General features: G+C 29.9%; 19 protein-coding genes. 1 reads left to right on the forward strand and 18 read right to left on the reverse strand.

Annotation, left to right across the window (positions count from 1 at the left end; translation table 11 throughout):
- Positions 1–160: 160 nt before the first annotated feature.
- The 3 genes from Q0731_RS01150 to Q0731_RS01160 are packed head-to-tail and all read right to left on the reverse strand — an operon-like array spanning position 161 to position 3,405.
- On the reverse strand, positions 161–1,183 hold the full coding sequence (locus Q0731_RS01150) for a UDP-glucose--hexose-1-phosphate uridylyltransferase (protein WP_299058851.1): 1,023 nt from the start codon (positions 1,181–1,183) through the stop codon (positions 161–163).
- Between the two features lie 14 nt (positions 1,184–1,197).
- Positions 1,198–2,346, reverse strand: coding sequence for a galactokinase (locus Q0731_RS01155; protein ID WP_299058853.1), 1,149 nt, complete (start codon positions 2,344–2,346; stop codon positions 1,198–1,200).
- Positions 2,347–2,406: 60 nt separating this feature from the next.
- The gene (locus Q0731_RS01160; protein ID WP_299058855.1) at positions 2,407–3,405 is read right to left on the reverse strand and encodes a GntR family transcriptional regulator; all 999 of its coding nucleotides are present in this window, start codon (positions 3,403–3,405) and stop codon (positions 2,407–2,409) included.
- Between the two features lie 95 nt (positions 3,406–3,500).
- Here Q0731_RS01160 and galE point away from each other — a divergent pair, with 95 nt between their 5' ends.
- Positions 3,501–4,532, forward strand: coding sequence for a UDP-glucose 4-epimerase GalE (gene galE, locus Q0731_RS01165; protein ID WP_299058857.1), 1,032 nt, complete (start codon positions 3,501–3,503; stop codon positions 4,530–4,532).
- Between the two features lie 125 nt (positions 4,533–4,657).
- On the opposite strand, the gene xylA is transcribed toward galE, so the two are convergent.
- From xylA to Q0731_RS01240, 15 genes are all read right to left on the reverse strand, one after another.
- Complete coding sequence (gene xylA, locus Q0731_RS01170; protein WP_299058859.1) at positions 4,658–5,974, reverse strand: xylose isomerase; 1,317 nt, start codon at positions 5,972–5,974, stop codon at positions 4,658–4,660.
- Between the two features lie 216 nt (positions 5,975–6,190).
- Complete coding sequence (locus Q0731_RS01175; protein WP_299058861.1) at positions 6,191–7,678, reverse strand: FGGY family carbohydrate kinase; 1,488 nt, start codon at positions 7,676–7,678, stop codon at positions 6,191–6,193.
- A 1-nt stretch (position 7,679) separates the two neighbouring features.
- Positions 7,680–8,681 carry a GntR family transcriptional regulator gene (locus Q0731_RS01180; RefSeq protein ID WP_299058863.1) on the reverse strand — a complete coding sequence of 334 codons (1,002 nt, stop codon included), beginning with the start codon at positions 8,679–8,681 and terminating at the stop codon, positions 7,680–7,682.
- 219 nt (positions 8,682–8,900) lie between these two features.
- The gene (locus Q0731_RS01185) at positions 8,901–9,695 is read right to left on the reverse strand and encodes a prolyl oligopeptidase family serine peptidase (RefSeq protein WP_299058866.1); all 795 of its coding nucleotides are present in this window, start codon (positions 9,693–9,695) and stop codon (positions 8,901–8,903) included.
- Between the two features lie 504 nt (positions 9,696–10,199).
- Complete coding sequence (locus Q0731_RS01190) at positions 10,200–10,382, reverse strand: family 20 glycosylhydrolase (RefSeq protein ID WP_299058869.1); 183 nt, start codon at positions 10,380–10,382, stop codon at positions 10,200–10,202.
- A gap of 32 nt (positions 10,383–10,414) precedes the next feature.
- Positions 10,415–12,007 carry a solute:sodium symporter family transporter gene (locus Q0731_RS01195; RefSeq protein WP_299058871.1) on the reverse strand — a complete coding sequence of 531 codons (1,593 nt, stop codon included), beginning with the start codon at positions 12,005–12,007 and terminating at the stop codon, positions 10,415–10,417.
- A 689-nt stretch (positions 12,008–12,696) separates the two neighbouring features.
- Complete coding sequence (locus Q0731_RS01200) at positions 12,697–13,344, reverse strand: HAD family hydrolase (RefSeq protein ID WP_299058873.1); 648 nt, start codon at positions 13,342–13,344, stop codon at positions 12,697–12,699.
- Positions 13,345–13,481: 137 nt separating this feature from the next.
- On the reverse strand, positions 13,482–14,783 hold the full coding sequence (locus Q0731_RS01205) for a hypothetical protein (RefSeq protein ID WP_299058875.1): 1,302 nt from the start codon (positions 14,781–14,783) through the stop codon (positions 13,482–13,484).
- A 112-nt stretch (positions 14,784–14,895) separates the two neighbouring features.
- Positions 14,896–15,726: an ABC transporter ATP-binding protein gene (locus Q0731_RS01210; protein WP_299058877.1), complete on the reverse strand. Its 831-nt coding sequence runs from the start codon at positions 15,724–15,726 to the stop codon at positions 14,896–14,898.
- The gene (locus tag Q0731_RS01215) at positions 15,726–16,583 is read right to left on the reverse strand and encodes an ABC transporter ATP-binding protein (RefSeq protein WP_299058879.1); all 858 of its coding nucleotides are present in this window, start codon (positions 16,581–16,583) and stop codon (positions 15,726–15,728) included. The genes Q0731_RS01210 and Q0731_RS01215 overlap by 1 nt, the downstream gene beginning before the upstream one ends.
- 90 nt (positions 16,584–16,673) lie before the next feature.
- Positions 16,674–17,780 (reverse strand): ABC transporter permease, encoded by a 1,107-nt coding sequence (locus tag Q0731_RS01220; protein ID WP_299058881.1) that lies wholly within the window; start codon positions 17,778–17,780, stop codon positions 16,674–16,676.
- 138 nt (positions 17,781–17,918) lie between these two features.
- Entirely contained in the window at positions 17,919–19,304 is a 1,386-nt protein-coding gene (locus Q0731_RS01225) for a CmpA/NrtA family ABC transporter substrate-binding protein (protein WP_299058883.1), read from the reverse strand.
- Positions 19,305–20,012: 708 nt separating this feature from the next.
- Complete coding sequence (locus Q0731_RS01230) at positions 20,013–20,741, reverse strand: Crp/Fnr family transcriptional regulator (RefSeq protein WP_299058885.1); 729 nt, start codon at positions 20,739–20,741, stop codon at positions 20,013–20,015.
- Between the two features lie 10 nt (positions 20,742–20,751).
- Positions 20,752–22,185: a rubredoxin gene (locus Q0731_RS01235; protein WP_299058887.1), complete on the reverse strand. Its 1,434-nt coding sequence runs from the start codon at positions 22,183–22,185 to the stop codon at positions 20,752–20,754.
- Complete coding sequence (locus Q0731_RS01240; protein ID WP_299058889.1) at positions 22,182–25,703, reverse strand: nitrate reductase; 3,522 nt, start codon at positions 25,701–25,703, stop codon at positions 22,182–22,184. Before Q0731_RS01240 ends, Q0731_RS01235 begins: the two co-directional genes overlap by 4 nt.
- Positions 25,704–25,809: the final 106 nt, after the last annotated feature.

Below are 25,809 nucleotides of genomic sequence, written 5' to 3' on the forward strand. Positions count from 1 at the left end.
TTTTCTATACTATTTTTTAATTTTGGTGTATAATTTTCTTTGCACATAAATTATAAACTTGAGTACAAATAAAAAACCTCAACTTTTTACAGTTGAGGTTTTTTTATTAGGTACAACATAGGTCAAACAATTTAATTTTCACTTATGTTATAATATTTACCTAAACCAAATCTCTTAATCTTTGTGCAGCTTGTTCTGCAGTAATATCTCTTTGAGCAGTTCCAAACATTTCATAACCTACCATAAATTTCTTAACGGTTGCACTTCTTAATAAAGGTGGATAAAAACTCATGTGAAAATGCCAATGCCCATTATCCTCTCCATTTGTTGGTGCTTGATGTATTCCAGAAGAATATGGAAACGAACATTCAAATAAAGCATCATAGGTTTTTGTTAAAACAGAAATTGCTTCTGCATAAGCTAAACTTTCAGCTTCAGAAAGCTGAATTATATCTTTGTATACTTTTTTTGGAGCAATCATTGCTTCAAAAGGCCAAATTGCCCAAAAAGGAATTAACACAACAAAATCATCATTTTCAAAAATAACACGCTCTTTGGCTTCTAATTCTTGCTGTAAATAATCTCCTAAAAGACTTGAATTATTTTCTGAAAAGTATTTTTTTTGCTGTTGGTCTTTTTTTTGAACTTCATTAGGTAAACTAGATTGGCTCCAGATTTGACCATGAGGATGAGGGTTACTACAACCCATTACTGCACCTTTGTTTTCAAATATTTGAACATTATTTATATCCTTATTTGCCCCTAACAAAGCATATTCTTTTTGCCAAACTTTTACAACCTTATCAATATCTTTTACCTCCATATCTGCCAAACTTTTAGAATGATCTGGACTAAAACAAATCACTTTACAAATACCCGTTTCACTTTCTGCAATTAACAATCCATCATTTACATTAAAAGAAGGAGAATCTTTTTGTAAGGCTGCAAAATCGTTTGTAAAAACAAAAACGTCTTTATAATCTGGATTAATTTCTCCATTTATTCGAGTATTGGTGGCACATAAATAACAACTTTCATCATAAGATGGTCTTTTTTCTGTTGATATTTCTTCGTTTTGACCTTGCCAAGGACGTTTTGCTCTGTGAGGCGAAACCAAAACCCATTCTCCTGTTAAAATATTGAATCTCTTATGCGAGTAATCTTGTAAATTAGTGTTTTCCATGATATATTTTTAAATTATTTTACCAAATGTGTTCCATCAGAAAGTGTTACAAAATAAACTGAACACTCTTTATTAAATTTATTCTTGTATGCTTTCGCCACAGATTCTGAAAATGATTTTGCTTCTGATTTTGCAATTAAATTAATTGTACATCCTCCAAAACCTCCACCCATCATTCTAGCACCTAAAACGTTTTTATTTTTTTTAGCCTGATCAACCAAAAAATCTAACTCATCACAACTTACTTTATATTGATGTTGCAAACCATTATGAGATGCATAAATTAAGGCTCCTAATTTATCTAAATCGTTATTTTGTATGGCTTTTGCAGCCTTTTGTGTTCTTTCTATTTCTTGAATCACATACAATGCTTTTTGATAATTTTCTGGGGTAACCTTATCAATAATTTGCTCTAAATCTTCTTCTGATACTTCTCTTAACGTTTCTACTTTTAATAGTTTTGCAATACTTTCACAAGCAGAACGCCTATCATTATAAGCACTGTCTGATAAACTGTGTTTTACGTTTGTGTTTATTAAAAGTAATTGATGGTCTTTAAAATTAATCTTATAAGGTTTGGCTTTTATAGTTCTACAATCTAATAATAAAGCATTGTTTTTTTTACCAAACATACTTGCATATTGATCCATAATTCCACATTTAACACCCACATAATTGTGTTCTGCTTTTTGTGATATTAAAATCATTTCTGTTTTGGTTAATCCTAAGTCAAACAACTCATTTAAACCAAAAACAACACTATTTTCTAGGGCTGCAGATGAAGACATACCAGCTCCTCCAGGAATATTACCTTTAAAAATGATATTAAAATCTCCTATAATTTTATTTCTATTCTGTATTTCTGCAACTACACCAAAAACATAATTTTCCCAACTACCTTCTTTAGATGGTTTTATTTTAGCAAGTTCAAATTCTATTCTACTATCTAAATCTAAAGCAATTGCAGTACAATGGCCAGAATCGCTTTTTTGCAGAGCAGCTGCAATACCTTTGTCTACTGCTGCAGGAAAAACAAAACCACCATTATAATCTGTATGTTCTCCTATAATATTTATTCTTCCGGGAGAAAAAACTAATAACGGCTCAGTTTTAAAGGTTTTTAAAAAATTTATTTTTACTTCTTTTATTAGTTCTTTACTCATAATAATATATTGTTATCTTTAAATTACTAAAACTTAAAATCTTATTTTTTAAAAAATATCTTACAAAGAATTTCTTTTGATATAATTGCTTGGGTTTTCAATTTTATCATTATTGTTATTTAATAGCATTTCTGCCAACGATTTACCCATAAAGTTAAAATTTGTAGAAATTGTATTAATACCATTTGCTACTACTTCTTTTAAAATAGTATCGTTAAAAGATACAATACCTATATCTTTAGCAATAGCCATTTGCTGTTCTTTTATCTTTTTTATAACTCTAATTAAGTTTTTATCATCCAAAACAAAATAAATTTCTTTCTCAGTAAGTGTTCTATTGTTTAAATTAGAAATAACTTCATTTAAAAAAGAGTGCTGTTTACAAAATTTTAAAAACCCTTTTAAAATACCTTTTGGCTGTTTATCATCAGCATAAACCAATACTAATTTTTGATATTTTTTGACATCTTCAATTCCTTGTAAAAGACCGTTATAAATATCTTTTTCAAAATTTTGATAAATAGCAGGATATTCAGATAATTCTTCAGGGACTTGATCTAAGATAAAAACATTTTCTTTAGGTAAATTTAGAATAGACTGTTTTGTGTCTTTTAAATTTGCAGGCATAATTACATAGTAATTATAATTACCAATATTGTCATCGATTAATTTATTAAAAACCTCTAAATTAAAGTGATGAAAAAAGATATCCACTTGAATATGATCGCCTAAATTATCTAAAAAGGAATTGTATAAATCTTCTTTAAAAGAGTTTAGTTCATCAAAAAGTAAAAATATTTTTTTTTCAATAGCAATTTCTGTGCTAGCAACAAAATACCCTTTTCCTACTACAGAATTTATAATGCCTCTGTTTTTTAATTCGTTAAAAGCAGTTAAAACAGTATCTCTAGATAAAGAATTCTTATTTTTTATAACATTTAATGAGGGTAATTTGTCTCCTTTCTTTAAAATATTATTTGCGATAGCATTTTCTACAGAAGCAACAATTTGCTTGTATTTAGGTATTGAAGGGTCTTTTTTAAGAGCAATTATATCCATACTACAAAGATAGAATATTTTATCTAAAAACAACTAGTAGGTACTGGTATGTTTTTTAATATATTTTTCTTAAATTTGTAACTTAATTATAGTTTATGAAACATAAAGTAATAGTAACAGGTGGTTGTGGCTATATAGGTTCACATACAGTAGTAGAATTAATTGAGAACAATTATGAAGTTGTAATTTTAGATGATTTATCTAACTCTTCAATAGAAACGATTGGCAGAATAGAAAAAATTACTGGTGTAAAACCAATTTTTATCAATATCGATTTAAAAGAGGAAGCAAAAGTAAATGCTGTTTTTAAAGAACATAAAGATGCATTAGCAGTTATTAATTTTGCTGCTTATAAAGCTGTTGGAGAATCTGTTAACAAGCCTATAATGTATTACAAAAATAACTTATACGCTCTATTAAACACCTTGTCTGCACAATTAGAAAACGGAATAAATGGTTTTATATTCTCTTCTTCAGCTACAGTTTATGGTACACCTAATAAATTACCAATTACAGAAAAGAATGAAACACAAAGACCTTTTTCTCCTTATGGAAATACTAAAAAAATAGCAGAAGAAATTTTAGATGATTTCACAAAAGCTACAGAAAACTTTACAGCAATTTCTTTGCGTTATTTTAATCCTATTGGTGCACATGAATCTGGATTGATAGGAGAATTACCAAGTGGAATACCAAATAACTTAATGCCATATATAACACAAACAGCAGTTGGTATAAGAGAAAAATTAATGGTTTATGGTAATGATTACCCAACAAAAGATGGCACACCAATTAGAGATTATATTCATGTAGTAGATTTAGCAAAAGCTCATGTTTTGGCTGTAGAACGAATTTTAAATAAAAAACAAGAAGAAAATTTTGAAATATTTAATTTAGGAACAGGAAAAGGTTTTTCTGTTTTAGATGTAATTAATTCTTTTGAAGAAGTGACCAACTCTAAATTAAACTACGAAATTACAGAAAGAAGACCTGGTGATGTACCAGAATTATATGCAGCAACAGATTTAGCTAAAGAAAAGCTAGGTTGGTCTGCAAATAAAACTTTAAATGAAATGATTAGTTCTTCTTGGGAATGGGAACAAAAATTAAGAGCAAAACTTCAATAAAATAAAATTGATAAAATAAAAACTGTCCTAAAAAAAATTACTTTTTAATAGACAAAGAGAGTTCAATATTTAATAATAAGTTAAAAAAAGCCCCTTTAAGTTTAAAAACTTAAAGGGGCTAAATATTAGATATATTGATTGATAATATTCTCAAACAATTCTTGCTTACCACTTTGCAAGTTTAATTCGCCATTTTCTTGTGCGATTTTATACAAGTCTGATAATTCTAATTTACCAGCTTCAAAATCTTTTCCTTTTCCAGCATCAAAAGAAGAATATCTTTTTTCTCTTAAAGCGTTGTAAGCTGATGATTGCATAATTTTATCTGCTGTAATTAATGCTCTTGCAAAGGTGTCTGCTCCTCCAATATGTGCATGAAAAACATCTTCCATATCTGTTGAGTTTCTTCTAATTTTTGCGTCAAAATTAACGCCTCCACCTTGTAAACCTCCTGCTTGCAAAAATACTAACATTGCTTCTGTAGTTTCTTGTATGTTGTTTGGAAACTGATCTGTATCCCATCCATTTTGGTAATCTCCTCTGTTGGCATCTATACTACCTAACATACCTGCTTTGGCTGCAACTGCCATTTCATGTTGCATGGTGTGTTGTGCTAAAGTTGCATGGTTTACTTCGATATTCATTTTAAAATCTTTATCTAAACCATATTCTTTTAAGAAACCAATTGCAGTAGCAGAATCAAAATCATATTGATGCTTCATTGGCTCCATTGGTTTAGGCTCTATAAAGAAAGTTCCTTTAAAACCTTGAGCTCTTGCATAATCTCTTGCCATGGTTAAAAACTGTGCCATGTGATCTAACTCACGACCCATATCTGTGTTTAACAATGACATATAACCTTCTCTACCACCCCAAAAAACGTAATTTTCTCCGCCTAATTTTATGGTTGCATCTAAAGCCAATTTTACTTGTCCTCCTGCTCTTGCAACGACATCAAAATCTGGGTTTGTAGAAGCACCATTCATATAACGTGGGTTAGAGAAACAGTTTGCTGTACCCCATAATAATTTTACACCACTTTCTGCTTGTTTCCCTTTTAAGTAATCTGTAATAGTGTCTAATCTTTTTTCTGATTCTGCAAAAGTTGCTCCTTCTTGTATTAAATCATAATCGTGAAAACAGTAATAATCGAAACCGATTTTGTTGATAAATTCAAAAGCAGCATCTGCTTTGTCTTTTGCTGCTTGTATAGCATCTGAAGATTGATCCCACCCAAAATTTTGTGTTCCTGGTCCAAAAGGATCTCCTCCTTGACCACAGAATGTATGCCAATAGGCTATTGAAAATTTAAACCATTCACTCATTGTTTTTCCTGCAACTACTTGGTTTGGGTTGTAGTATTTAAATGCTAATGGGTTGTCTGATTCTTTTCCTTCAAATTGAATTTTATTGATTCCTTTAAAATATTCTTTATTTGCCATTTTTATGTTATTTAAATGTTTATTTGTTTTTTTATGATGTTGAACTGTGTAATTGTTTAATTGTGTAATTATTGTATTGAGTAATTTTATAAATTGGTTTTTTTATCTATTTGTGTTTGCGTTAGGGATTGAACGGTTTGTTTGAGCTCTCACGCTTTTTAGCGTGAAGCGAGTAGTGAAAGCCCGACCTTTTTAGGGAACGCCCAAATTATGATGCTACTTTTTATTTAAAATTAATTCTAATTCTTTTTTCCAATTTTTATAAGCTTCTAAATATGGTTTTTTGTCTTTGAAAGGCATAAATGTCATTACATGATCATTGTCCATAATTGCTTTTCCAAAGGCTTTAAAATCTCCATTATGTAAATTTGCTGCTCTTGCTGCACCAATGGCTCCTGTTGTGTTATAAATTTCAATTTCTTGCTCTATTAAAGTAGCTACTGTGTTTGCAAAAATTTCTGAACGGAATAAATTATCGTTTCCTGCTCTGATAACACTTGGTTTAATTCCGTCTGATTTTAGAATCTCCATTCCATACACAAAAGAGAACGCAATGCCTTCTAGAGCTGCTCTACACATATGTCCTTTATGATGATTATTGAGGTTCATGTTTACAATTCTAGTGCCAATTTCTTTGTTATTTAACATACGTTCTGCACCATTTCCAAAGGGAATTAGGCAAACACCATCTGAACCTACAGGAATTTTTGAAGCTAAATTATTCATGTCTTCATAAGAGTTTACTGCCAAGTTATTTAGCAACCATCTGTATTGAATTCCAGCTCCATTGATACACAATAATTTACCAATTCTTGCTGCAGCTCCTTTTTGATAATTTACGTGAGCAAAGTTATTAACTCTAGAACTTTCTTTGGCAGATAAACTGTCTGTTACTGCATATACAACGCCAGAAGTTCCACCAGTTGCTGCTACTTCTCCTGGGTTAAATACGTTTAAAGAAAGTGCGTTGTTTGGTTGATCTCCTGCTCTGTAATAAATTGGAGTTCCTGCTGCGAGTCCACTTTCTGTTTCTCCGTTTTTGTCAACAACAGACTGAATTCCAAAAGTTTCTACAATATCTGGTACTAAAGATGCATCAACTCCATAATATTCTAAAAGAAAATTGGCAACACTATCGTTTTTAAAATCCCAAAAAATACCTTCTGATAAACCTGAAATTGTAGTATTTATTTTGTTTGAAAATTTATAAGCAATATAATCTCCAGGTAACATAAATTTATAAATCTGGTTATAAATATCTGGTTCATTTTCTTTGACCCATTTTAATTTTGATGCAGTAAAATTTGCTGGTGAGTTTAATAATTGTGTGGCACATTTTTCTTCGCCAATTTCAGTAAACGCTTTGTTACCTGTTTCTACAGCTCTAGAATCGCACCAAATAATACTTTTACGTAACGGATTTCCTTTTGTATCAACCAACACCAAACCATGCATTTGATATGAAATACCAATACCTTTTATTTGGGTTCTACTTACATTGTATTCCTTTTTTAAATTTGTAATAGCGTTACAAATATGCAGCCACCAATCATTTGGTTTTTGTTCTGCCCATCCATTTTTTTGAGCATACATGCTCATTTCTTCTTTGGGTTCTTGTACAACACCTAAACTTTTACCTGTTGCTATTTCTACCAATGCTGCTTTTATGGAAGAACTTCCGATGTCTAATCCTAAATAGTACATATTATAATGATTCTCTTAATGTTAATTTTGTGGGAACGTAATATTGCATTGGTTTTTCTTGAATTACAAATTCAGCAGCTTTCGTTCCTAATTCTTTAAAATCTGTTGAAATTACTGAAATTCCTTTGTAAATAAATTTTTTCATAGGTGTTTCATTATAAGATAAAAAACCAACATCTACACCAGGTTCTAAATTTTGATCTTTGCATTGCTCTAAAAAAATGCCCAACATTCTATCGCTAGTACTTATATAAGCTATTTCTTTTTCTACAGAAAATGTATTGGGATTTGTTACTATTTTATAATTAAATTGATACTTATTACAATACTCTTTAAAATAGTTAATGGTTTCTATAGAATGATAGGTATAGGTTGGATATAAAAAAACTAACTCTTTGTATTTTTTAAAAACATTTAAAGCTTCTTTTAAAGCTTCAAAAAAAGCTTTACCAAAATTTTGAAAGACATAATTATTTGAGGAGTTAGAATGAATACTCCAATCTATTAATAATAACTTTTCGTTATCAATATGGGTTAAAACCTTTGGTACATCTTTATGATCAAAAGTCATTACAACATATTTATAGTACTTGCCTTTACTGTTATTTAAAATTGTTTTAAAATTATCTATATTATAATGATGAAATTGTACATCTGTAATAATAGTATTGGGTAAATTATTTACAAAAGAATGATATAATACTTCTTTATATGCCTTAAAGGTATCTAAGATTAATAGAACTCTTTTAGTTTCATTTGCAATATAATACCCCTTGTTGGGTACAGATTCTATAACACCATTTTCTTTTAAAATTGAATAGGCTTTAAATATAGTATCTCTAGATATCTTATTTACTTTACATACTTGGTTTACAGAGGGTATACTATCACCTTTTTGTAATAGATTTTGCCCTATAGCATCATTAATTCCATTGACCAATTGCTGATATTTTGGCACATCACTTTGATGTTTGATAGTGAAAGAAAATTTAGGTTTTTTCATTCTGTTCTGTTCCAGTATGTAAATTTACATATTAATTTTATAAACTGCATAATTAGCTTAAAAAAATATCTTTTTTTTAGACTATTTTTATTAAAAATTGAATACTCACAATAAATTATATTGGCTTGTAAAACTGAATAAAATTATAGAACTTACTATTTGTATTGTAACTAAAAATAACATTTTAATTATAAGAAAGCTTAATCGTATTTTTATGCTTTATTTTTTAATATTTGAAAACAACCAAGGTAATAGTTTTGGTTCTGTAAAAGCAGCATCCCAACTATTATGACTCTGATTAGGATACAATGTAAAAATTGGTTTTCCTCCATATTTTTTAAGTCCTTCAACCATTTCTACTGATGATTGAAAATTTACAACATTGTCTTTTGCTCCATGAAAAACCCAAAGTGGTGTTGTTTTAGCATAAAAAACAGTTGTTTTAGGGTTACCTGCTCCACAAATAGCTATGGCTGCTGCAAACATTTTTGGTTTACGATATAAAATTTCAAAAGTTCCCATGCCTCCCATAGACATTCCTGCAACGTATATTTGATTTTTATTTACAAAGGGTTTTGAAGCAAAATCATCCATTAACATCATTACTGATTTCATTGGTTTTGTTGGTGCATAATTTGTAGGAAAATCTATATTTAATGGATAGGAAGTTCTATCTATTAAAACATTTGCCCAATAAGATTCTTTTGGACATTGAGGAAAAATAACAATCGCAGGAAAATTACGCCTGTTTTTTTTAGATGCAAAAAATTTGCTTCCATGAAGTAACTGAGCCTTATTATCATTACTTCTCTCAGCTGCTCCATGAAGAAATAACAATAAAGGATATTGCTTTGTTTCATCAAAATTATCAGGCATCATGATTCTATATTGTAATGTATCTATTCTACTGGTAAATACTTTAGAATGGTAATATGAATTTTTGCCTTGACTAAAAAAGATTGTTGAAGAAAAAACAAGTAGAAAAAGTGAAAAATATTTTTTAAAAGTATTCATTTTTGGGGGAATAAATGTGAATGAAAATTTTGAAAAGCTGATTTTAAATTTTAAAAACTTAATAGATTATATTTATTATTTTAAAATAGTATCTGTTTTTCTATGGATATTTGAAACCAAGGTACTAATTTTGAAGGATAAAAGTCGATTTCTAAAGCATCTAATCTATCTTTATGCTTTCCTAAACGAACTTTATATTTATCCCAACTTCTTAAAATTGTTGGCTTCTATTCTATTTCTACAATTCCTAGAATTCTAGTAAAGGCTAAATATTCAATATCGTCCATCGTTTCAACAGTCTCTATCTAAAGTAGAGCTTCAACACCAATAATGTTTTCTTTTTCAATCCCTTTTCAAAAGTTTCTAAAACCCAATCATAAACTTTATCAACTTCTATAAAACCAACCCAATCTAAACCAATTCTAGAAAGAGAATCATATTTTATATCTACATAAGCTCTTTTGGCTAGAGACTTTAATATTTTTGCTTCTTTTTAACACGCTTCTACAGCGTTTTCTCCTTTTCTAGAACAATTGTTACAAAACGATCTTGACCATATTTTACTATATCTTTATATTCTTCTTGGGTAAAAAAACCTCCTTGGTTTGTTGTTAATTGCTGTTTCGATAAATCTTTAGGAATCGCTGGTTTTTTAGTTTCACAAGCAATTAAACTAACAAGTAACAAGCAAACCAGTAAAAAATAAGATTATATATTCTTTAATTTGCAAAATAAATATACAGTGCAACTACCAATCCACAAACAATAAACCCAACAGGTTTTAAATATTTCCAGTTTGTAATATCAACTTGTTTTGTATACTCTTGTACATAATCTGTTTCTCTAGGTTTAATTGCACTTACTGCAAACATAATTACCAAAGCTAGCACAAATATCATACCCATTAAATGTAAAAAATGTGGGAAAAAGGTACCATTTTCAATGCTAATAGGCCTCACAACAAACAATGCAATTAAATAAGTTACTACACTAAATAAAATGGCCAAGTTTGCACCTTTTGCAGTAACTTTCTTTGAAAATACACCCACAATTATAATTGCTAAAATTGGCACACTATGTGTACCGTTCAATTCTTGTAAATAGGTAAAAATACCACCTTGAACCCCATATAAAAGTGGTGCTATTGCCATTGAAAATAAGGCTAATAAAATTCCAAATATTTTTCCTGCTTTAACAATTTTAACTTCAGATGCATCTTTATTGATGTATTGCTTGTAGAAATCTAATCCAAATAAGGTAACAGAACTATTTAAAGCACTGTTAAATGAGCTTAAAATTGCCCCAAAAAGAACTGCTGCAAAGAAGCCTATAAATGCTGCTGGCAATACTTTTTTAACCAACATTGGATATGCTTCATCTGCATTTGCAATATCTCCATTAAAAATATAAAAAGCGATAATACCTGGTAATACTACAATAATAGGTCCTAAGATCTTCAAAAAAGCGGCGATTAAAAGTCCTTTTTGACCTTCTTTTAAATTTTTAGCACCCAATGCTCTTTGAATAATGGCCTGATTTGTACCCCAGTAATAAAAATTTACAATAATCATACCTGTAAAAAGTGTCCAAAAAGGTACGCTAGATTCTGGTCCACCAATAATATCGAACTTTTCTGGAAGTTCCGTTGTTAAAGTATTTAAACCTGTAAATACATTTCCATCTCCAATATACATCAACCCAAAAATCGGAATTAAAGATCCTCCAACAATTAAACCAACAGCATTTATAGAATCTGATACTGCTACTGCTTTTAACCCTCCAAAAATAGCATAAACACTACCTATTATACCAATTGCCCAAACAGTAACCCAAAGTGCTTGCTCTGGTCCCATTCCTAAAGCTTCAGGAATATCAAACATAGTATTAATTGCCAATGCACCAGAGTATAATACAGTAGGTAACATTGAAATTGCATATCCTAACAAAAATAATAGAGATACAATAGTCTTTGTTGATTTGTTATATCTATTTTCTAAAAACTGAGGTATGGTTGCAATACCGCCTTTTAGATATTTAGGTAATAATATAAAAGCTGTAAAAACCATAGCAATTGCAGCAAGAACTTCATAAGCAATAATTGGCAAACCATCAGCAAATGAAACACCATTCATTCCTACAATTTGTTCTGTAGATAAATTGGTTAATAATAAAGAACCAGCAATTACAGGACCTGTTAAACTTCTACCTCCTAAAAAATAACCATCAGATGATTTTTCATTTGTTTTACGAGTTGATAAATAAGCAATAATAGCTACTAAAAGTGTAAATCCTACAAATGAGATAATTCCCATAATTTTATTAATTTTTGGTTAGTTAATATGAATTATAATCCGTATTTAAACGTATGATAATATGCTTCGTTAGCATTAATTTTATTTTTAAAATTTTTTATAGTAGTTTGTTTATCTATTGCGAATCATTTAAAATGATAATTAATAGATAAATTTTTCAAAAAATATCTGTTAATAGATAAAACTGCTCACTTCTTGAAAGTTGGCAAAACTTACGATATTTTTGCTAAAACAACAAAGAAGCTCTTAAATTTTCTTTTCGCTTTAAAAAGCGCCTCAAGTTATAACTTTTTTCTTAAACTTCTAATAATTTATTTAAATGAACCTTATCTGCTTGTTTTAAATGTTTTACAAAATTTTTATAAATTAAAAAAACAATATAAAAACCAAAAACCATTCTGAATAATAAATACATCACTGGTAATTTAAGTTTATGGTATCAAATTTTCTACTAAATAGTTTATTTCATTTACTTGTTTAATTACAGTATAACCTTTTTAAAATATCATAATTAAAATAAAGCTTTCTTAAAAAACATCAATATGAATAAAATAGCTTATCTATTTACAAGGATTTACTATGAAGCTTAATATCTTTATAAAATTAGGTTGAATATTGCTATTTTTACTAATAAAGTAACCATATCTCCAAAACCTTAAAACAAATAATATTTGTAATTTGCTAAAACTTTACATAATCTTCATTAAATCTAAAGGATGATTTAGAATATAATCCGATCCAGCATTTACCAACTCTTCTTTGTCTCTAAATCCCCAAGAAACCCCAACAGCAAGCATATTGGCATTTTTAGCCACTAAAATATCTACATCTGTATCGCCTACAAAAATGGTTTCCTCTGGTTTTACTTGTAAACTTTCACATATTTGCAACGCAACTTTTGGGTTGGGTTTTTTATCCTCTTCTTGTTTTAATCCTAAAACTGGCTTTATATACTCTGGCAATAAAAAGGAGCTTATTTTTTTAGTTAAAGTATCCTCTTTATTAGAAAGTACAGCAATTTTAATATTTTTTTCTTTTAATGCTGATAATAAATCCAAAACACCATCATAAGGTTTTGTTTTTTGAGTACAGCATTCACTATAAACCTGCATCATATCTAAAAGACATGCTGCTACTTCTTCTTTAGTAGGATTTGCTTCTGGTAGTGCTTTAACAACCAAGCTTCTAACTCCACTGCCAACAAAAGTTTTGTAAGTAGCATAATTATAAGTAGGATAATTACGTTTTTTAAGTACAACATTCATTGCATCAGCAATATCATTTATAGAATTTACTAGTGTGCCATCCAAATCAAAAATTACAGCTTTATAGGTCATGTTTTTTTTTGATAAAATTACTAATAATTAAGGATTTTAAAACAGATTATAAACGCTTAATTATGATACCAAAAAAAATCCCTCTTTCGAGGGATTTAAAATATTAATTAATAGGTATTTTACTATTTAAACTTCTATTATTTAGTACCGCTTAAAAACTTAGGTTTAATAATTAACATAGCCCAAGCCCAGTTTTGAGTATCATTGGCTACTGGATTTCCTGCTGGATTTGGAAAATCATCACTTTCAAAAAACTGAGAATAACCTGCAACTAATTTAAAACCTTTAAAAGTTTTAGCAACAACTAAATCAATTTCATTCCCTAAAGAATTCTTATTTCTTGATTCTTCTTTAAAATTATGAAACTTAGCAGTTAAATTATATCCATTTGGTAATTTAAATTTAGCTCCTATATTTAGGTCAATCAACCCACTACCAATAGCGTGATTCTCAACGTAAAAACGATCCATTAAACCATTAAATTTATGATTTGTTCCATATAAAGGAAAAAATGCTGCTGAATCATCAGTTGTTCCAGAAATAGATTCAAAACCTGCTAATAAAATTATTTTAGTATTAGCTTTATAAGTTGCATCTAAGCTGAATAATGAAGCTCCTTTAACTTCTGTTTCTCCAATTCTATCTCCACTCTGAATATAAAAATTACCTGCCAACCCTAAAGTTCCTAAATTTAATTTTGCATGAATACCAGCAGTTAATAAGTTAGATTTTGTTTCACCCCAAGAATTGAAGTCATCACCAGCAACAGTTGGAGTTCCAGCATTATTGTTTAAAGTTTGATCATCTTGAAATGTAGTATTCATTAACAGACCACTTAAACTTAATTTACCCATTTTTTTGTTAGCGTGAATAAAAGCTAACTCTCTGTATGTAAATAAAGCTGAATTTCCAAAAACATTATCTCCATTTGTATTTAAAGAATAACCAGCGTCAAAGGCAAAACCACTTTTAGATTTATGTTTAAAAACACCAACATCATGTGTTCTTGCTTGTTGAGCCCATGCTAAACCACCTAAAATTCTTTGATCATCATAAGAAAGTGGCTGACGACCAATTTTAAAACTCCAAGTATCTGCTAATTTAATCTCAGCCCAGGCTTCTTGTACTCTAAAATTGGCATTACCTGAAGCAGAAATTTGTTGTCTGTCTCCAAAGTTAAATACTTCTTGAATACCCAAATACAATTTATATGAATCTGTTGTGTATGTTGAGTTTAATGCTGCTCTTACAGAAGTACCAATAAATGCAGTTGTTCCCTCACGCCCAGAAGTATTACCTCCTTTTGGCTGATATTTGTAATTAAAACCGTTGTTAAATAACTCTGTTCTTGGTCTAAACTCTCCCTCTAAAGTAAATTGTGCACTTGCAAATTGAAAACTTGCTAAAAATAGTCCTAAAATTAAGTATTGTTTTTTCATTTTTTTGGTTTTTATTAATTTGAATTGAGTTAATTTTTGATTGTAATTCTCCTATATTTATGAAAAATAGGTTTCCATAAACAAGATTTTTATTTTAAAAATTTGTTATTTATTAATGTTCTAAAAAGTCTATCAAATGCTTTCTGTAAGCATAATAATCATCGTGTTCTAAAACTGATTTTCGTGTTCTTGGTCTTTCAAAATCAATAGCTAAAACATCACCAATTTTTGCTTTTGGTCCACTTGTCATCATTACTACTCTGTCTGCTAAAAAAATAGCTTCATCAACATCGTGAGTAATCATTACTGCTGTAATTTTTTCTTTATTCCAGATTTCTATTAAGATATCTTGCAATTCTCCCCTTGTTAAAGAATCTAACATTCCAAAAGGTTCATCTAGCAATAAAACTTTTGGTTTAATAGCAAATGCTCTTGCAATACCAACTCTTTGTTGCATTCCTTGAGATAATTCACTTGCTTTTTTATGAAAAGCGTCTTCTAAACCTACTTTTTGTAAATAGTATTTTGCAACATCTTCTCGTTCCTTTTTTGTGGCATCAGGAAAAACCTGATTTACACCTAACAGCACATTTTGCAAAGAAGTCATCCAAGGCATTAAACTTGGCGATTGAAAAATAACGCCTCTATCTGGTCCTGGGCCTTTTATATGTTTACTAAGTACAGAAATACTTCCTCCAGAAATAGGATTTAATCCTGCAATCATAGAAAGCATGGTTGTTTTACCACAACCAGAATGACCAATAATGGTAACAAACTCCTCTTTTTTTATTTGAAGATTTAAGTCTTCTAAAACCACATAATCACCTTTAGGTGTTGGATACACTTTTTTTAAATCTTTTAAATCTAGCATTACATCGCTTGCAGGAAAAATACCATCTCTTGCATCTTTTTGTACGATTTCACTTTTTGTTATCGTGTTCATTATCTTCCAAATTTAAACTGGTTCACAAAATCTTTCGGTTCTAACTCTGGCAAAATATATGGCTCTTTTGCTTCAGATTTACGTTCATTTCCAATATCCATTAAATATTCAATAATCTCGTTTCTAGTCTTCTTAAAATTAGGATTATCATTCATTTCCGTTTTATCTCTCGGGCGTTCTAAATCTATTTTAAACTCAGGACCTAAAGTTGCATTGGGTCCAGGTCTTAAAGGAATAATTCTATCTGCCATATAAATACCTTCATCAACATCATTGGTAATTAAAAGGGCAGTTCTTTTGTCTTTTCCCCAGATATTTAAGATTTCATCTTGTAAATTTCCACGGGTTAAAGCATCTAAAGCACCCAAAGGTTCGTCCATAATTATCATTTCTGGTTTCATTGCCAAAGCTCTTGCCACTGCAACTCTTTGACGCATTCCGCCAGATAATTCATTAGGCCTTTTATTTATTGCTGGGGTTAAACTTACCATCTCAACATAATTGGCAACAATCTCTTGCAACTCCTTTTTATTTTTATCAGGAAAAGCCTCTTTTACTGCCATAAAAACATTTTGCCCAACTGTTAGCCAAGGTAATAATGAGTAGTTTTGAAAGATTACACCACGTTCATGACTTGTGCCATCTACTGGTACACCTTTAAACAAAACTTCACCACTTGTAGGTTTTATCAATCCATTTATTAAATTGACTAAGGTTGTTTTTCCACTTCCTGTAAAACCAACAATAGCAACAAACTCTCCTTCCTCTATTTTTAAGTTGATGTTAGACAACACTTCTGTTTCTCCATCTGCTTGATTGTAGCTTTTGTAAATATTATTTAGTTCTAAATATGCCATTTTTGTTGTGTAAGTTTGTAATTGTTAAACTGTGTAGTTTTTTTGTTTGTGTACAATTACACGATTAAACAAATCAACAGTTAAACCTATTTATATTGCGTCTTGTTTATCAAAAGATACCCAATTTTGTATCATCAACATTAATCTGTCTAATAAAAAACCGATAATTCCAATCACAAACATCGCTACAATAATTTTAGCATTCGAATCGTTTGCACCATTTTGGAATTCCTCCCAAACAAACAACCCTAAACCAGGACTTTGTGCCAAAAGTTCAATGGCAATTAAAACCATCCAAGCAACTGATAATGTGATTTTTAACCCTGTAAATATTAAAGGTAAAGAAGAAGGTAGCACTACTTTAAAAATCTTTTGAAAAGTTCCTAATTTTAAAACTTTTGCTACATTTATATAATCTTTATCAACAGAAGATACTCCCATTGCAGTGTTTACTAAAGTTGCCCACATAGAACATAAACCAACACTTATAAAAGAGATTGTAAAAGAACTGTCTTCTGAAGAACCAATGAGTAAAGTTTTTACAATCATAAAAACTAATAAATACCAAACTACAGGAGATACAGGTTTAAAAATTTGAATAAACCAGTTGAATGCACTTTTTAAAGTAGGACTCAATCCTATAAAAATACCTAAAGGAACTGCAATTAATAATGCAAGCAAAAAACCTGCAAAAACGGTTTGTAAACTTTTAAATATTTGATCTACAAACGATGGTCTACCTGTATACACAATAGCATCCTTACCAGCTGCAATTCTTTTTTCATTCATTGCTGCTGTTTTTTCTATAAAAGCAGCTTTGTCTGCACTAATAATATTGTGATCTCTTAATAAAGATTGAAAAGATTCCCAAACCTGAGAAGGAGAAGGCAATGTGTTTGGCTGACAGCTAGATTCGCCAGAAGCAATACAAGCCTCTAATGCATTTGCTGCTTCTAAACCTTGATCTTGCAACGCCTTTTCTATTTTAAATGTTGCCTCTGTATTGTATAAAGATTTTGCCCCCAAATGCCATAAACCAATAAATAGTAAAATAGAAGCAAGTGGCACAATTGTTTTGCGTAAAAAGTTTTTAAACTCTTCCTTTTCTAGCTTTCCAGTAAACAGGTCTTTTAAAGTTGAAAAGATTCTTAATCCAAGAAAATTAGTTACTTTATTTAGTGTTAAACTTGCACTCATAATTATTTTTATTAATGATTAAACTTCCTGCAAGATTTTTTTTGATTCTTGTAGGTATTTAAAATGCATCTTTAAGATATTAGAAATACCTACAAGGTTTTGGAAACCTTGCAGGAGACCTCTATCTTTTAAACAATATTATTTTTTGTCTTTGTTTCCTATTTTAAAACTATTGATATAACCTATTGGATCTTTAGCATCATAAGTTGTACCATCAATAAAATCTGCAGTTGCTGGTTTGTAACCATCTGTTGCTGGAATATCTGTTGCTGGAATATTACCTTCTTCAACTAATAAATCTGCTGCTTTTTTCCAGATATCTGGTCTGTAAATATCTTTAATAGTAGAACTGTACCAATCTGCTGTTTTAGCATCAGGTATTTGACCCCATCTTCTCATCTGGGTTAAGAACCAGATTCCATCAGAATAAAAAGGATACGTTGCATTGTACTTATAAAATACATTAAAGTCTTCCATATTACGCTTATCTCCTTTTTCGAATTCAAAAGTACCTGTCATTGAGTTTGCTAGTACTTCTACAGGAGCACCCACGTATTGAGACATTGATAATATCTCTACAGCTTCTTTTCTATTTGATGGTTCATCTAACCATTTACCTGCTCTTATTAATGCTTTTGTAACAGCTATTGCAGTATTTGGGTTTTCATTCACAAATTTCTCTGTCATTACAAATACTTTTTCTGGGTTGTTTTTCCAGATATCATAATTTGTTACTACAGGCACTCCAATTCCTTTAAAAACAGCTTGCTGATTCCATGGTTCTCCTACACAATAACCATAAATAGTCCCTGCCTCTAAAGTTGCTGGCATTTGTGGTGGTGGTGTTACAGATAACAAAACCTCAGCATCAATCTGCCCTTGTACATTTTCTGCAGTATACATTCCTGGGTGAATACCTGCTGCAGCTAACCAATATCTAATTTCATAGTTATGAGTTGAAACCGGAAAAACCATTCCCATTTTAAACGCTTTACCAGCATTTTTATAATCTGTAATTACAGGTTTTAAAGCATCTGCTTTAATTGGATGTAGAGGTTTTCCATCTCCTCCTACTGGTACATTTGGTTTCATTTTAGACCAAACATCGTTAGAAACTGTAATAGCATTTCCATTTAAATCCATAGAAAAAGCGGTTACCAATTTTGCTTGTCTACCAAAACCTGCTCCTGCTGCAATTGGCTGACCTGCTAACATGTGTGATCCATCTAACTGCCCATCAATTACTCTATCTAAAACATTTTTCCAATTAGATTGTGCTTCTACAGAAACAAATAAACCTTCATCTTCAAAGAATCCTTTTTCTTTAGCAATTGCCAAAGGAGCCATATCTGTTAATTTAATAAAGCCAAAAGTTAATTGTGGCTTTTCAATAGCTAATGTTTTTGTTGTAGATGTTTTTGCTTCTACAGTAGTCGTTTCTTTTTTAGCTGTTTTACCTCCACAAGCAAATAATAACATTGCTGCTGGTAAAATGTAAGTTGATTTTTTAAAGAGATGTTTCATTCGTTTTAAATTTTAATTAACTAAGTATTAATACTTATTTTTTTGACAAAGATATACCTAGTATTACTTTTGAATCATGTTATTATACATGTTAAAACCTCTTTTTAAAACAGGTTTAAAACTGTTAAAAAACAGGTTTATTTTATAAAAACTTAACAAACAGTATGTTAAAATAAAAAAATATACTTATTTTTTAACTTAGATAGCTACTTAGTATTTTATTTCTGCAATGTTTTGTCTCACTGAAAGGGTCTCACACTAGATGAGAACACAAAGTTGACTCACTTTATGTGATTTCTCCTAAGGTCGAAATGACAAAATTCATGTGGTTAAAAAGAATTTATGTGTAAACACAAAGTTTGTCATTCCGTTAGGAATCTTTAATGGTTCGTTTACTCTTGGCTGAGACCCTTTCAGCGTGAGAAAACTGTGTGGAGAATCAAACCAGAAACTCACAAAACACTAAGTAATTTTATGTCATTTCTCTAAAGCAGAAATGACAAAATTGATGTGGTTAAACAGAATTTGTGTGTGAACACAAAGTTTGTCATTCCTTTAGGAATCTTTAATGGTTCGTTTACTCTTGGCTGAGACCCTTTCAGCGTGAAAACTTTGTGTAATCATTAAATCATAAAAAATTTATAACAAAAAAAAAGACCCTTCAGGCTTTGAAAACCTGAAGAGTCTAAAATTAAATTTTCTATTAATTTAAGAATCTAAATAGAAATTATGTTCACTAATTTCATTTTTTAAGTTTTGAAGATTAGTTATACCAATCTTTTTTCCTTTAGCAGTAATTAAGCCTTCTTTTTTAAGCAAAGAAAATATTCTAATAACCTGCTCTTCAGTTGTGCCTGCATAATCTGCATATTCTTTTCTACTTAATGGAAGGTTTAAATACCCTTTTAATTCGCCAAATTTTCTGTTGATATACAATAAGGTATCAATAACACGTTCTCTAACCGTCATTTGAGAAATAGACTTTACTTTAGATTCACTTCTGTTTAATTCGTTGGCATAAAAGAGCATCATATCATAAGAAAAAGATGGATTGTCTAATAGTAATTTTTGAAGATATTCTTTAGAAAAGTAATATAATTCTGTATCTTTTAAAGTTGTTGCACCAATAGAATAATACTCTTGCGTACCAAAACCACGATGTCCTATAATTTCACAATCGTTTGCAAAACGAACAATTTGTTCTTTTCCATTAATACCTGTTCTAAAAACTTTTACAATTCCTTTTTTAATAAAAAACAAACCATTTACAGGGGCTCCTTCAATAATAAATTGTTGTCCTTTTTTGGTTTTAAGAAGCGTTCTATCTGACTCTAAATTATTAAGGAGTAATTTTTGATATTTATGAACTAAACAGTTTTCATTTTTACATGCTTTTGCTATTTCTTTTGATAATAAGTGGTTCTCTAAAATTGGCATATTTTTAAAACTATTTTACTAAAACTACTTTTTCAAAACTACTTTTAGAGGCTTCACAAAGTGAGCATTCATAGTTTTCTGGTAAATCATTAAAAATTGTTTTTGGAGCAATATTTTGAGTAACATCTCCAAAAGCTTCATCGTAAATTGTAAAACAATCTTTACATTGATATACTTTTAACGCTATAATTTCTTTTTGAATTTCTGGCTCTGCCTCTTTCTCTATTTCACTTCCTAGTTTATCAAAATACAACTGACTTAATTCCATTAACAAACCTGGTAACTCAACTTTATCTACATCTTGAACGTGGGTAATATAATTTCTTGTATTTGGATCAAAATTTTTTGCATACAATAAATTAAAAGTATCTCTTGTTTGAAAACTTTCAATCATTTTTGGTTGCTTATTTTTTTCAACAACAATCGATGTAAAATAATTAAACGCTTTGTTATAATCTGTAATTCCGAAAGTTAAACCATAAGTACTTATATCATTTTGATCGAAATTAGATACTAAATATTTTTTTAAATTTAAAGCTTCTTTATCTGCTACAGGAATGTGCCAATTTAACTCTAACATAGAATGGCGAACATTGATTCCTCTCTTGCCTAAAAACTTTTCCCAAACCAGTTTAGATTCCTTGGGAATCCCTTTTACTACAAATGATTTCCAAGGTGTAATAGAAATTTTACCTATTTTATTTTCAGAGCACAATTCACACATTTCTTTCAAAAAAGAAATATCATATTTATTGTTTCTCCAATACAAACCTAACCAATATTTATCCACTCCAATTTTGTTCATCCCTTCAAAATAAGGAAAAGGATAAAAAGGAACTTCTAAGGGTTTGTCTACAGTTCTATTATTGGTATCTATTGCATCACTAACCAACTCAAAAATGGTTTCTATATTTTCTGGTTCTTCTTGAAGACTGTTTTCAATAGCTATTTCTATTTTTTCTAAATCCCAACTATATATTAATGCAGGATACATTTCTGCTTTTTTCCAATCTGGAAGTCTCACATACAAATACCAATAATCTTCATGTTCTGAAGCAATAAAATTAATGTGCCCAGTAAAAAGCGGAACTAAACGTTGTTTAGGGTCTGTTAAATTAATTTTTAATTTAGATTTTGAGCGAAATTGCTCTAAAAGATATAAATATCGATCGCCTGTTAACCAAGATGTACTTGGAAAAATATCTGCACAGACGTAAGACGAAACAATATTTTCTACACCAAACTCTTCTGTACCAAGAATGGTCAATTTATCAAACTGAGATAAATCTTTTGTTTTTGTTTTTTTTGGTAATAAAATATCTTGTCTAGAGCCAAAAGAAATTGTTTTTAAGCCTAAACTTTCTACAGATTCGCAAATATACTTTAGTTCTCCAGGAGATAAAACACCACCTTTTACAATAATTCTATTTAGTTGATAACTCATACACTTACTTTTGCGTTATTCAATATTTCTCTTACTTCTGTTTTACAGCTTCCACACCCTAAACCAGCACCTGTTTTTTTACATAATTCTGTAAAATTTGTACATCCTTTTGCAATTTCTTCTTCTAGATTACCAACACCAACTTGACTACAAGAACAAACCAATTCACCTAATATTGGTGTATCATTAGAGCTACCTCTTAATAAAGTATCACGTTTATCAGACATTTCAATTTTACTCTCAATAAGTGTTTTAAACTCTGCAAACTCGTTTTTATCACCTACTAAAACAGCACCAATCAACAAATCGTCTTTTACAATACATTTTTTATAATATCGTTTAGAAATATCTGTAAAAATAATTTCTTCGTAACTTGGGTCGTTATCAGGAACTGAAATATCTCCAATACTACACAAATTTAAATCGTTAAATTTTAAAATATTCATTAACACAGAACCTTTATAAGCTTCACTAATATCTCCTGCAATAAAATTAGCTAAAATACCTGCTTGTTCTTCTGCAGCAGAAGTAATACCAAATAATTTATTTTCAAATTCAGCAATTTCTCCAATGGCAAAAATAGCTGAATCTGAAGATTGTAAATGTTGATTAACCTTTACTCCTCGTCCACAAATTATTCCGTTATTCTTCGCGATTTCTATATTTGGCTGAGTACCAATTGCATACACAATTGCATTGGCTGTAATGTATTTACCCGATCGTAAATTAATGGTTAATTCACCTGTTTCTTCATCATCAAAAACAGTACTTACTTCATTATCAAAATAAATTTGAATACCTCTTTCTTGCACATCTAAAGACAATAATTTACTAGAAATTTTATCTAACTGTCTTTCCATTAATCTTGATGCTCTTTGCACAATGGTTATTTTTACATTTTTGTGCTTCATGGCTGCAGCCAATTCTAAACCTAACAATCCTCCACCAACAATTACTACATGTTGTTCTTCTGGTGGTAAACCTGTATTGTCTAAATAATTTTTAAAATTATCTGCATCTGTTTTATTACGCATTGTAAAACGACCTGGCAAATCTATTTGAACATCTTTAGGAATAAATGGCCTACTCCCTGTAGCTAAAATTAACTTATCAAAAGTGTGAATTTTTCCATTAGAATCTGTTACTGTTTTATTTTCTTTATCAATTTTATCAATAATGGTTTCTGAATGAATATTAATATTTAATTTGCTTAATTCTGCATTTTTAATTTTTAAAAGCTGTTCCCAAGAAAGTTCTTCAGTAATATATTCTGGTAACAAAACGCGATTGTAAAACAAGTTTTTTTCCATAGAAAAAACATGAATTTCATCTAACTCATTATTATCTCTATAATTCTGTAAAAAACGAAAAGCTGCTGCACCTGCTCCTGCAATTACTATTTTTTCTTTTTCTTTTTTATATTTAGAGACAGCAACTGCTGTATATTTAAAATCGGGCTCTTTAGATACAGGATCTATATCTGTGTTTGTTAAATTATTGGCTCTATTTAAGTTGCTTTTTAATATTTTACCCCAATGCATTGGTAAAAAAACAACACCTTGCCTAATTTCATCTGTAATTTTTGCACGGACTCTAACAGCACCATTTTTACTTTTTATTTCTGTGATATCTCCATCTTTAATTTTACTTAAAAATGCATCTACAGGATTAATTTCTAAAACAGGTTTTGGATAATGTGTTTTTAAACGAGCTACTTTACCTGTTTTGGTCATGGTATGCCATTGATCTCTAATACGACCTGTTGTTAAAATCAACGGGAAATTATCATTTGTTGGTGATGAAGTATTTTGCAGAGTTGAAGGAATATTAAAAATTGCTTTTTGTGATGGTGTATAAAAAATTTTATCCTCAAAAAGACGTGGAGTTCCTTTACTTCTGTATTCATTTACAGGCCATTGAAAAGTGCCTTCGTTTTTTAAACGATCATAATTTAAAAAAGAAACATCTATGTTTGTGCCTTTTGTCATAGAGGCATATTCATCATAAATTTCATCAGCTCCATTAAAATCAAACCCTCTAAAACCCATTCTTTGGGCAAAATCGCAAAAAATTTCTACATCTGGTCTTGCTTCTCCTGGTGCTTCAATTTCTTTTGGTAGGTAAGAAATTCTTCTTTCAGAATTGGTCATGGTTCCTTCTTTTTCTAACCAAGCTGCTGCAGGTAAAACTAAATCTGCATATTCTAAAGTATCTGCTTTGTGCGATATTTCTTGTACAACTACAAATTTAGATTTTGCCATGGCCTTTTCTATTTGATTAGAATTTGGCATGCTTACCAAAGGATTTGTACTGGCTATCCAAACTGCTTTTACTTTTCCATCTTCTAAAGCATCAAACAATTCTGTTGCTGTTAGACCAGGGTTTGGAGATATTTTATCGACCCCCCAAAATTGTGCAACTTCTCTTCTATGTTCTTCATTATTTAAGTCTTTATGAACTGCTAATAAATTTGCCATTCCTCCAACTTCTCTTCCTCCCATTGCATTTGGTTGTCCTGTTAAAGAAAAAGGACCAGCACCAGGTTTACCAACCTGACCTGTAATTAAAGATAAGTTTAACAGTGACGTATTTTTATCTGTACCAATAACACTTTGGTTTAAACCCATTGCCCACATACTGATAAATCCTTTAGATAAACCAATTATTTTTGCAGCTTCTTGGATCTGTTTTTCTGGAACACCACATAATTTTGATGCTTTTTTTAGAGAAGTTTCGAAAATTAATTTTTTATAGGCATCAAAACCTTGTGTATGATTTTTTATAAAATCATCATCAATTAAACCACTTTTATACAAACATCTACCAATAGCATTTTGTAAAATTATATCTGTTCCTGGTATTAATTGTAAATGTAAATCTGCAAATTTTGCAGAATCTGTTTTACGAGGATCGATTACAATAATTTTAACATCCGAATTTTCCTCTTTTCGTTTTTCTATTCGTCTAAATAAAATAGGATGACACCAAGCAGGGTTTGCACCTGCTATTAAAAAGCAATCTGCCAAATCTATATCTTCATAAGAAACTGGCACACTATCTTCACCAAAAGTTTTTTTATAACCCACTACAGCAGAACTCATACATAAACGCGAGTTGGTATCTATATTATTGGTTCCTAAAAAACCCTTGGTTAATTTATTTGCAATGTAATATTCTTCTGTTAAACTTTGTCCTGACACATAAAATGCTACTGAATCTGGACCATGTTTTTTTATGATGGATTTAAAAACATTCGCTGCTCTATCTAAAGCAGTATCCCAACTTACACGTTCTCTAGGATGAGAACGACTCCAACGCATTTCTGGATATAAAATTCTGTCTGATGTATCATTTGCCACATAATGCAAATTCATCCCTTTAGAACATAAAAGCCCTTTATTTACAGGATGTTCTTTATCTCCTTCAACAAAAACTTTGTTGTTACTATCTTTTTTTACGATAATTCCACAACCAACACCACAATAAGAACAGGTTGTTTTAATTTCATTTTTTATCATTTTAAGACAGTGGTTTTAAATATATTTCAAATTATACGTAACCCAATAAAAAGCGAGATTACAATATCAAAATTAAGTATAAATACTTAATTTTATATTAAAAATA

It is taken from the genome of uncultured Polaribacter sp. (assembly GCF_947497695.1).
GTDB lineage: Bacteria > Bacteroidota > Bacteroidia > Flavobacteriales > Flavobacteriaceae > Polaribacter.

What these genes read in the sequence shown, in the direction of transcription:
- Q0731_RS01180 (WP_299058863.1), bottom strand. Translation starts at nt 8,681, where the DNA reads ATGAAAAAACCTAAATTTTCTTTCACTATCAAACATCAAAGTGATGTG.
- galE (WP_299058857.1), top strand. Translation starts at nt 3,501, where the DNA reads ATGAAACATAAAGTAATAGTAACAGGTGGTTGTGGCTATATAGGTTCA.
- Q0731_RS01160 (WP_299058855.1), bottom strand. Translation starts at nt 3,405, where the DNA reads ATGGATATAATTGCTCTTAAAAAAGACCCTTCAATACCTAAATACAAG.
- Q0731_RS01185 (WP_299058866.1), bottom strand. Translation starts at nt 9,695, where the DNA reads ATGAATACTTTTAAAAAATATTTTTCACTTTTTCTACTTGTTTTTTCT.
- Q0731_RS01235 (WP_299058887.1), bottom strand. Translation starts at nt 22,185, where the DNA reads ATGAGTTATCAACTAAATAGAATTATTGTAAAAGGTGGTGTTTTATCT.
- Q0731_RS01225 (WP_299058883.1), bottom strand. Translation starts at nt 19,304, where the DNA reads ATGAAACATCTCTTTAAAAAATCAACTTACATTTTACCAGCAGCAATG.
- Q0731_RS01150 (WP_299058851.1), bottom strand. Translation starts at nt 1,183, where the DNA reads ATGGAAAACACTAATTTACAAGATTACTCGCATAAGAGATTCAATATT.
- Q0731_RS01205 (WP_299058875.1), bottom strand. Translation starts at nt 14,783, where the DNA reads ATGAAAAAACAATACTTAATTTTAGGACTATTTTTAGCAAGTTTTCAA.
- Q0731_RS01240 (WP_299058889.1), bottom strand. Translation starts at nt 25,703, where the DNA reads ATGATAAAAAATGAAATTAAAACAACCTGTTCTTATTGTGGTGTTGGT.
- Q0731_RS01200 (WP_299058873.1), bottom strand. Translation starts at nt 13,344, where the DNA reads ATGACCTATAAAGCTGTAATTTTTGATTTGGATGGCACACTAGTAAAT.
- Q0731_RS01210 (WP_299058877.1), bottom strand. Translation starts at nt 15,726, where the DNA reads ATGAACACGATAACAAAAAGTGAAATCGTACAAAAAGATGCAAGAGAT.
- Q0731_RS01220 (WP_299058881.1), bottom strand. Translation starts at nt 17,780, where the DNA reads ATGAGTGCAAGTTTAACACTAAATAAAGTAACTAATTTTCTTGGATTA.
- Q0731_RS01230 (WP_299058885.1), bottom strand. Translation starts at nt 20,741, where the DNA reads ATGCCAATTTTAGAGAACCACTTATTATCAAAAGAAATAGCAAAAGCA.
- Q0731_RS01195 (WP_299058871.1), bottom strand. Translation starts at nt 12,007, where the DNA reads ATGGGAATTATCTCATTTGTAGGATTTACACTTTTAGTAGCTATTATT.
- Q0731_RS01155 (WP_299058853.1), bottom strand. Translation starts at nt 2,346, where the DNA reads ATGAGTAAAGAACTAATAAAAGAAGTAAAAATAAATTTTTTAAAAACC.
- xylA (WP_299058859.1), bottom strand. Translation starts at nt 5,974, where the DNA reads ATGGCAAATAAAGAATATTTTAAAGGAATCAATAAAATTCAATTTGAA.
- Q0731_RS01215 (WP_299058879.1), bottom strand. Translation starts at nt 16,583, where the DNA reads ATGGCATATTTAGAACTAAATAATATTTACAAAAGCTACAATCAAGCA.
- Q0731_RS01175 (WP_299058861.1), bottom strand. Translation starts at nt 7,678, where the DNA reads ATGTACTATTTAGGATTAGACATCGGAAGTTCTTCCATAAAAGCAGCA.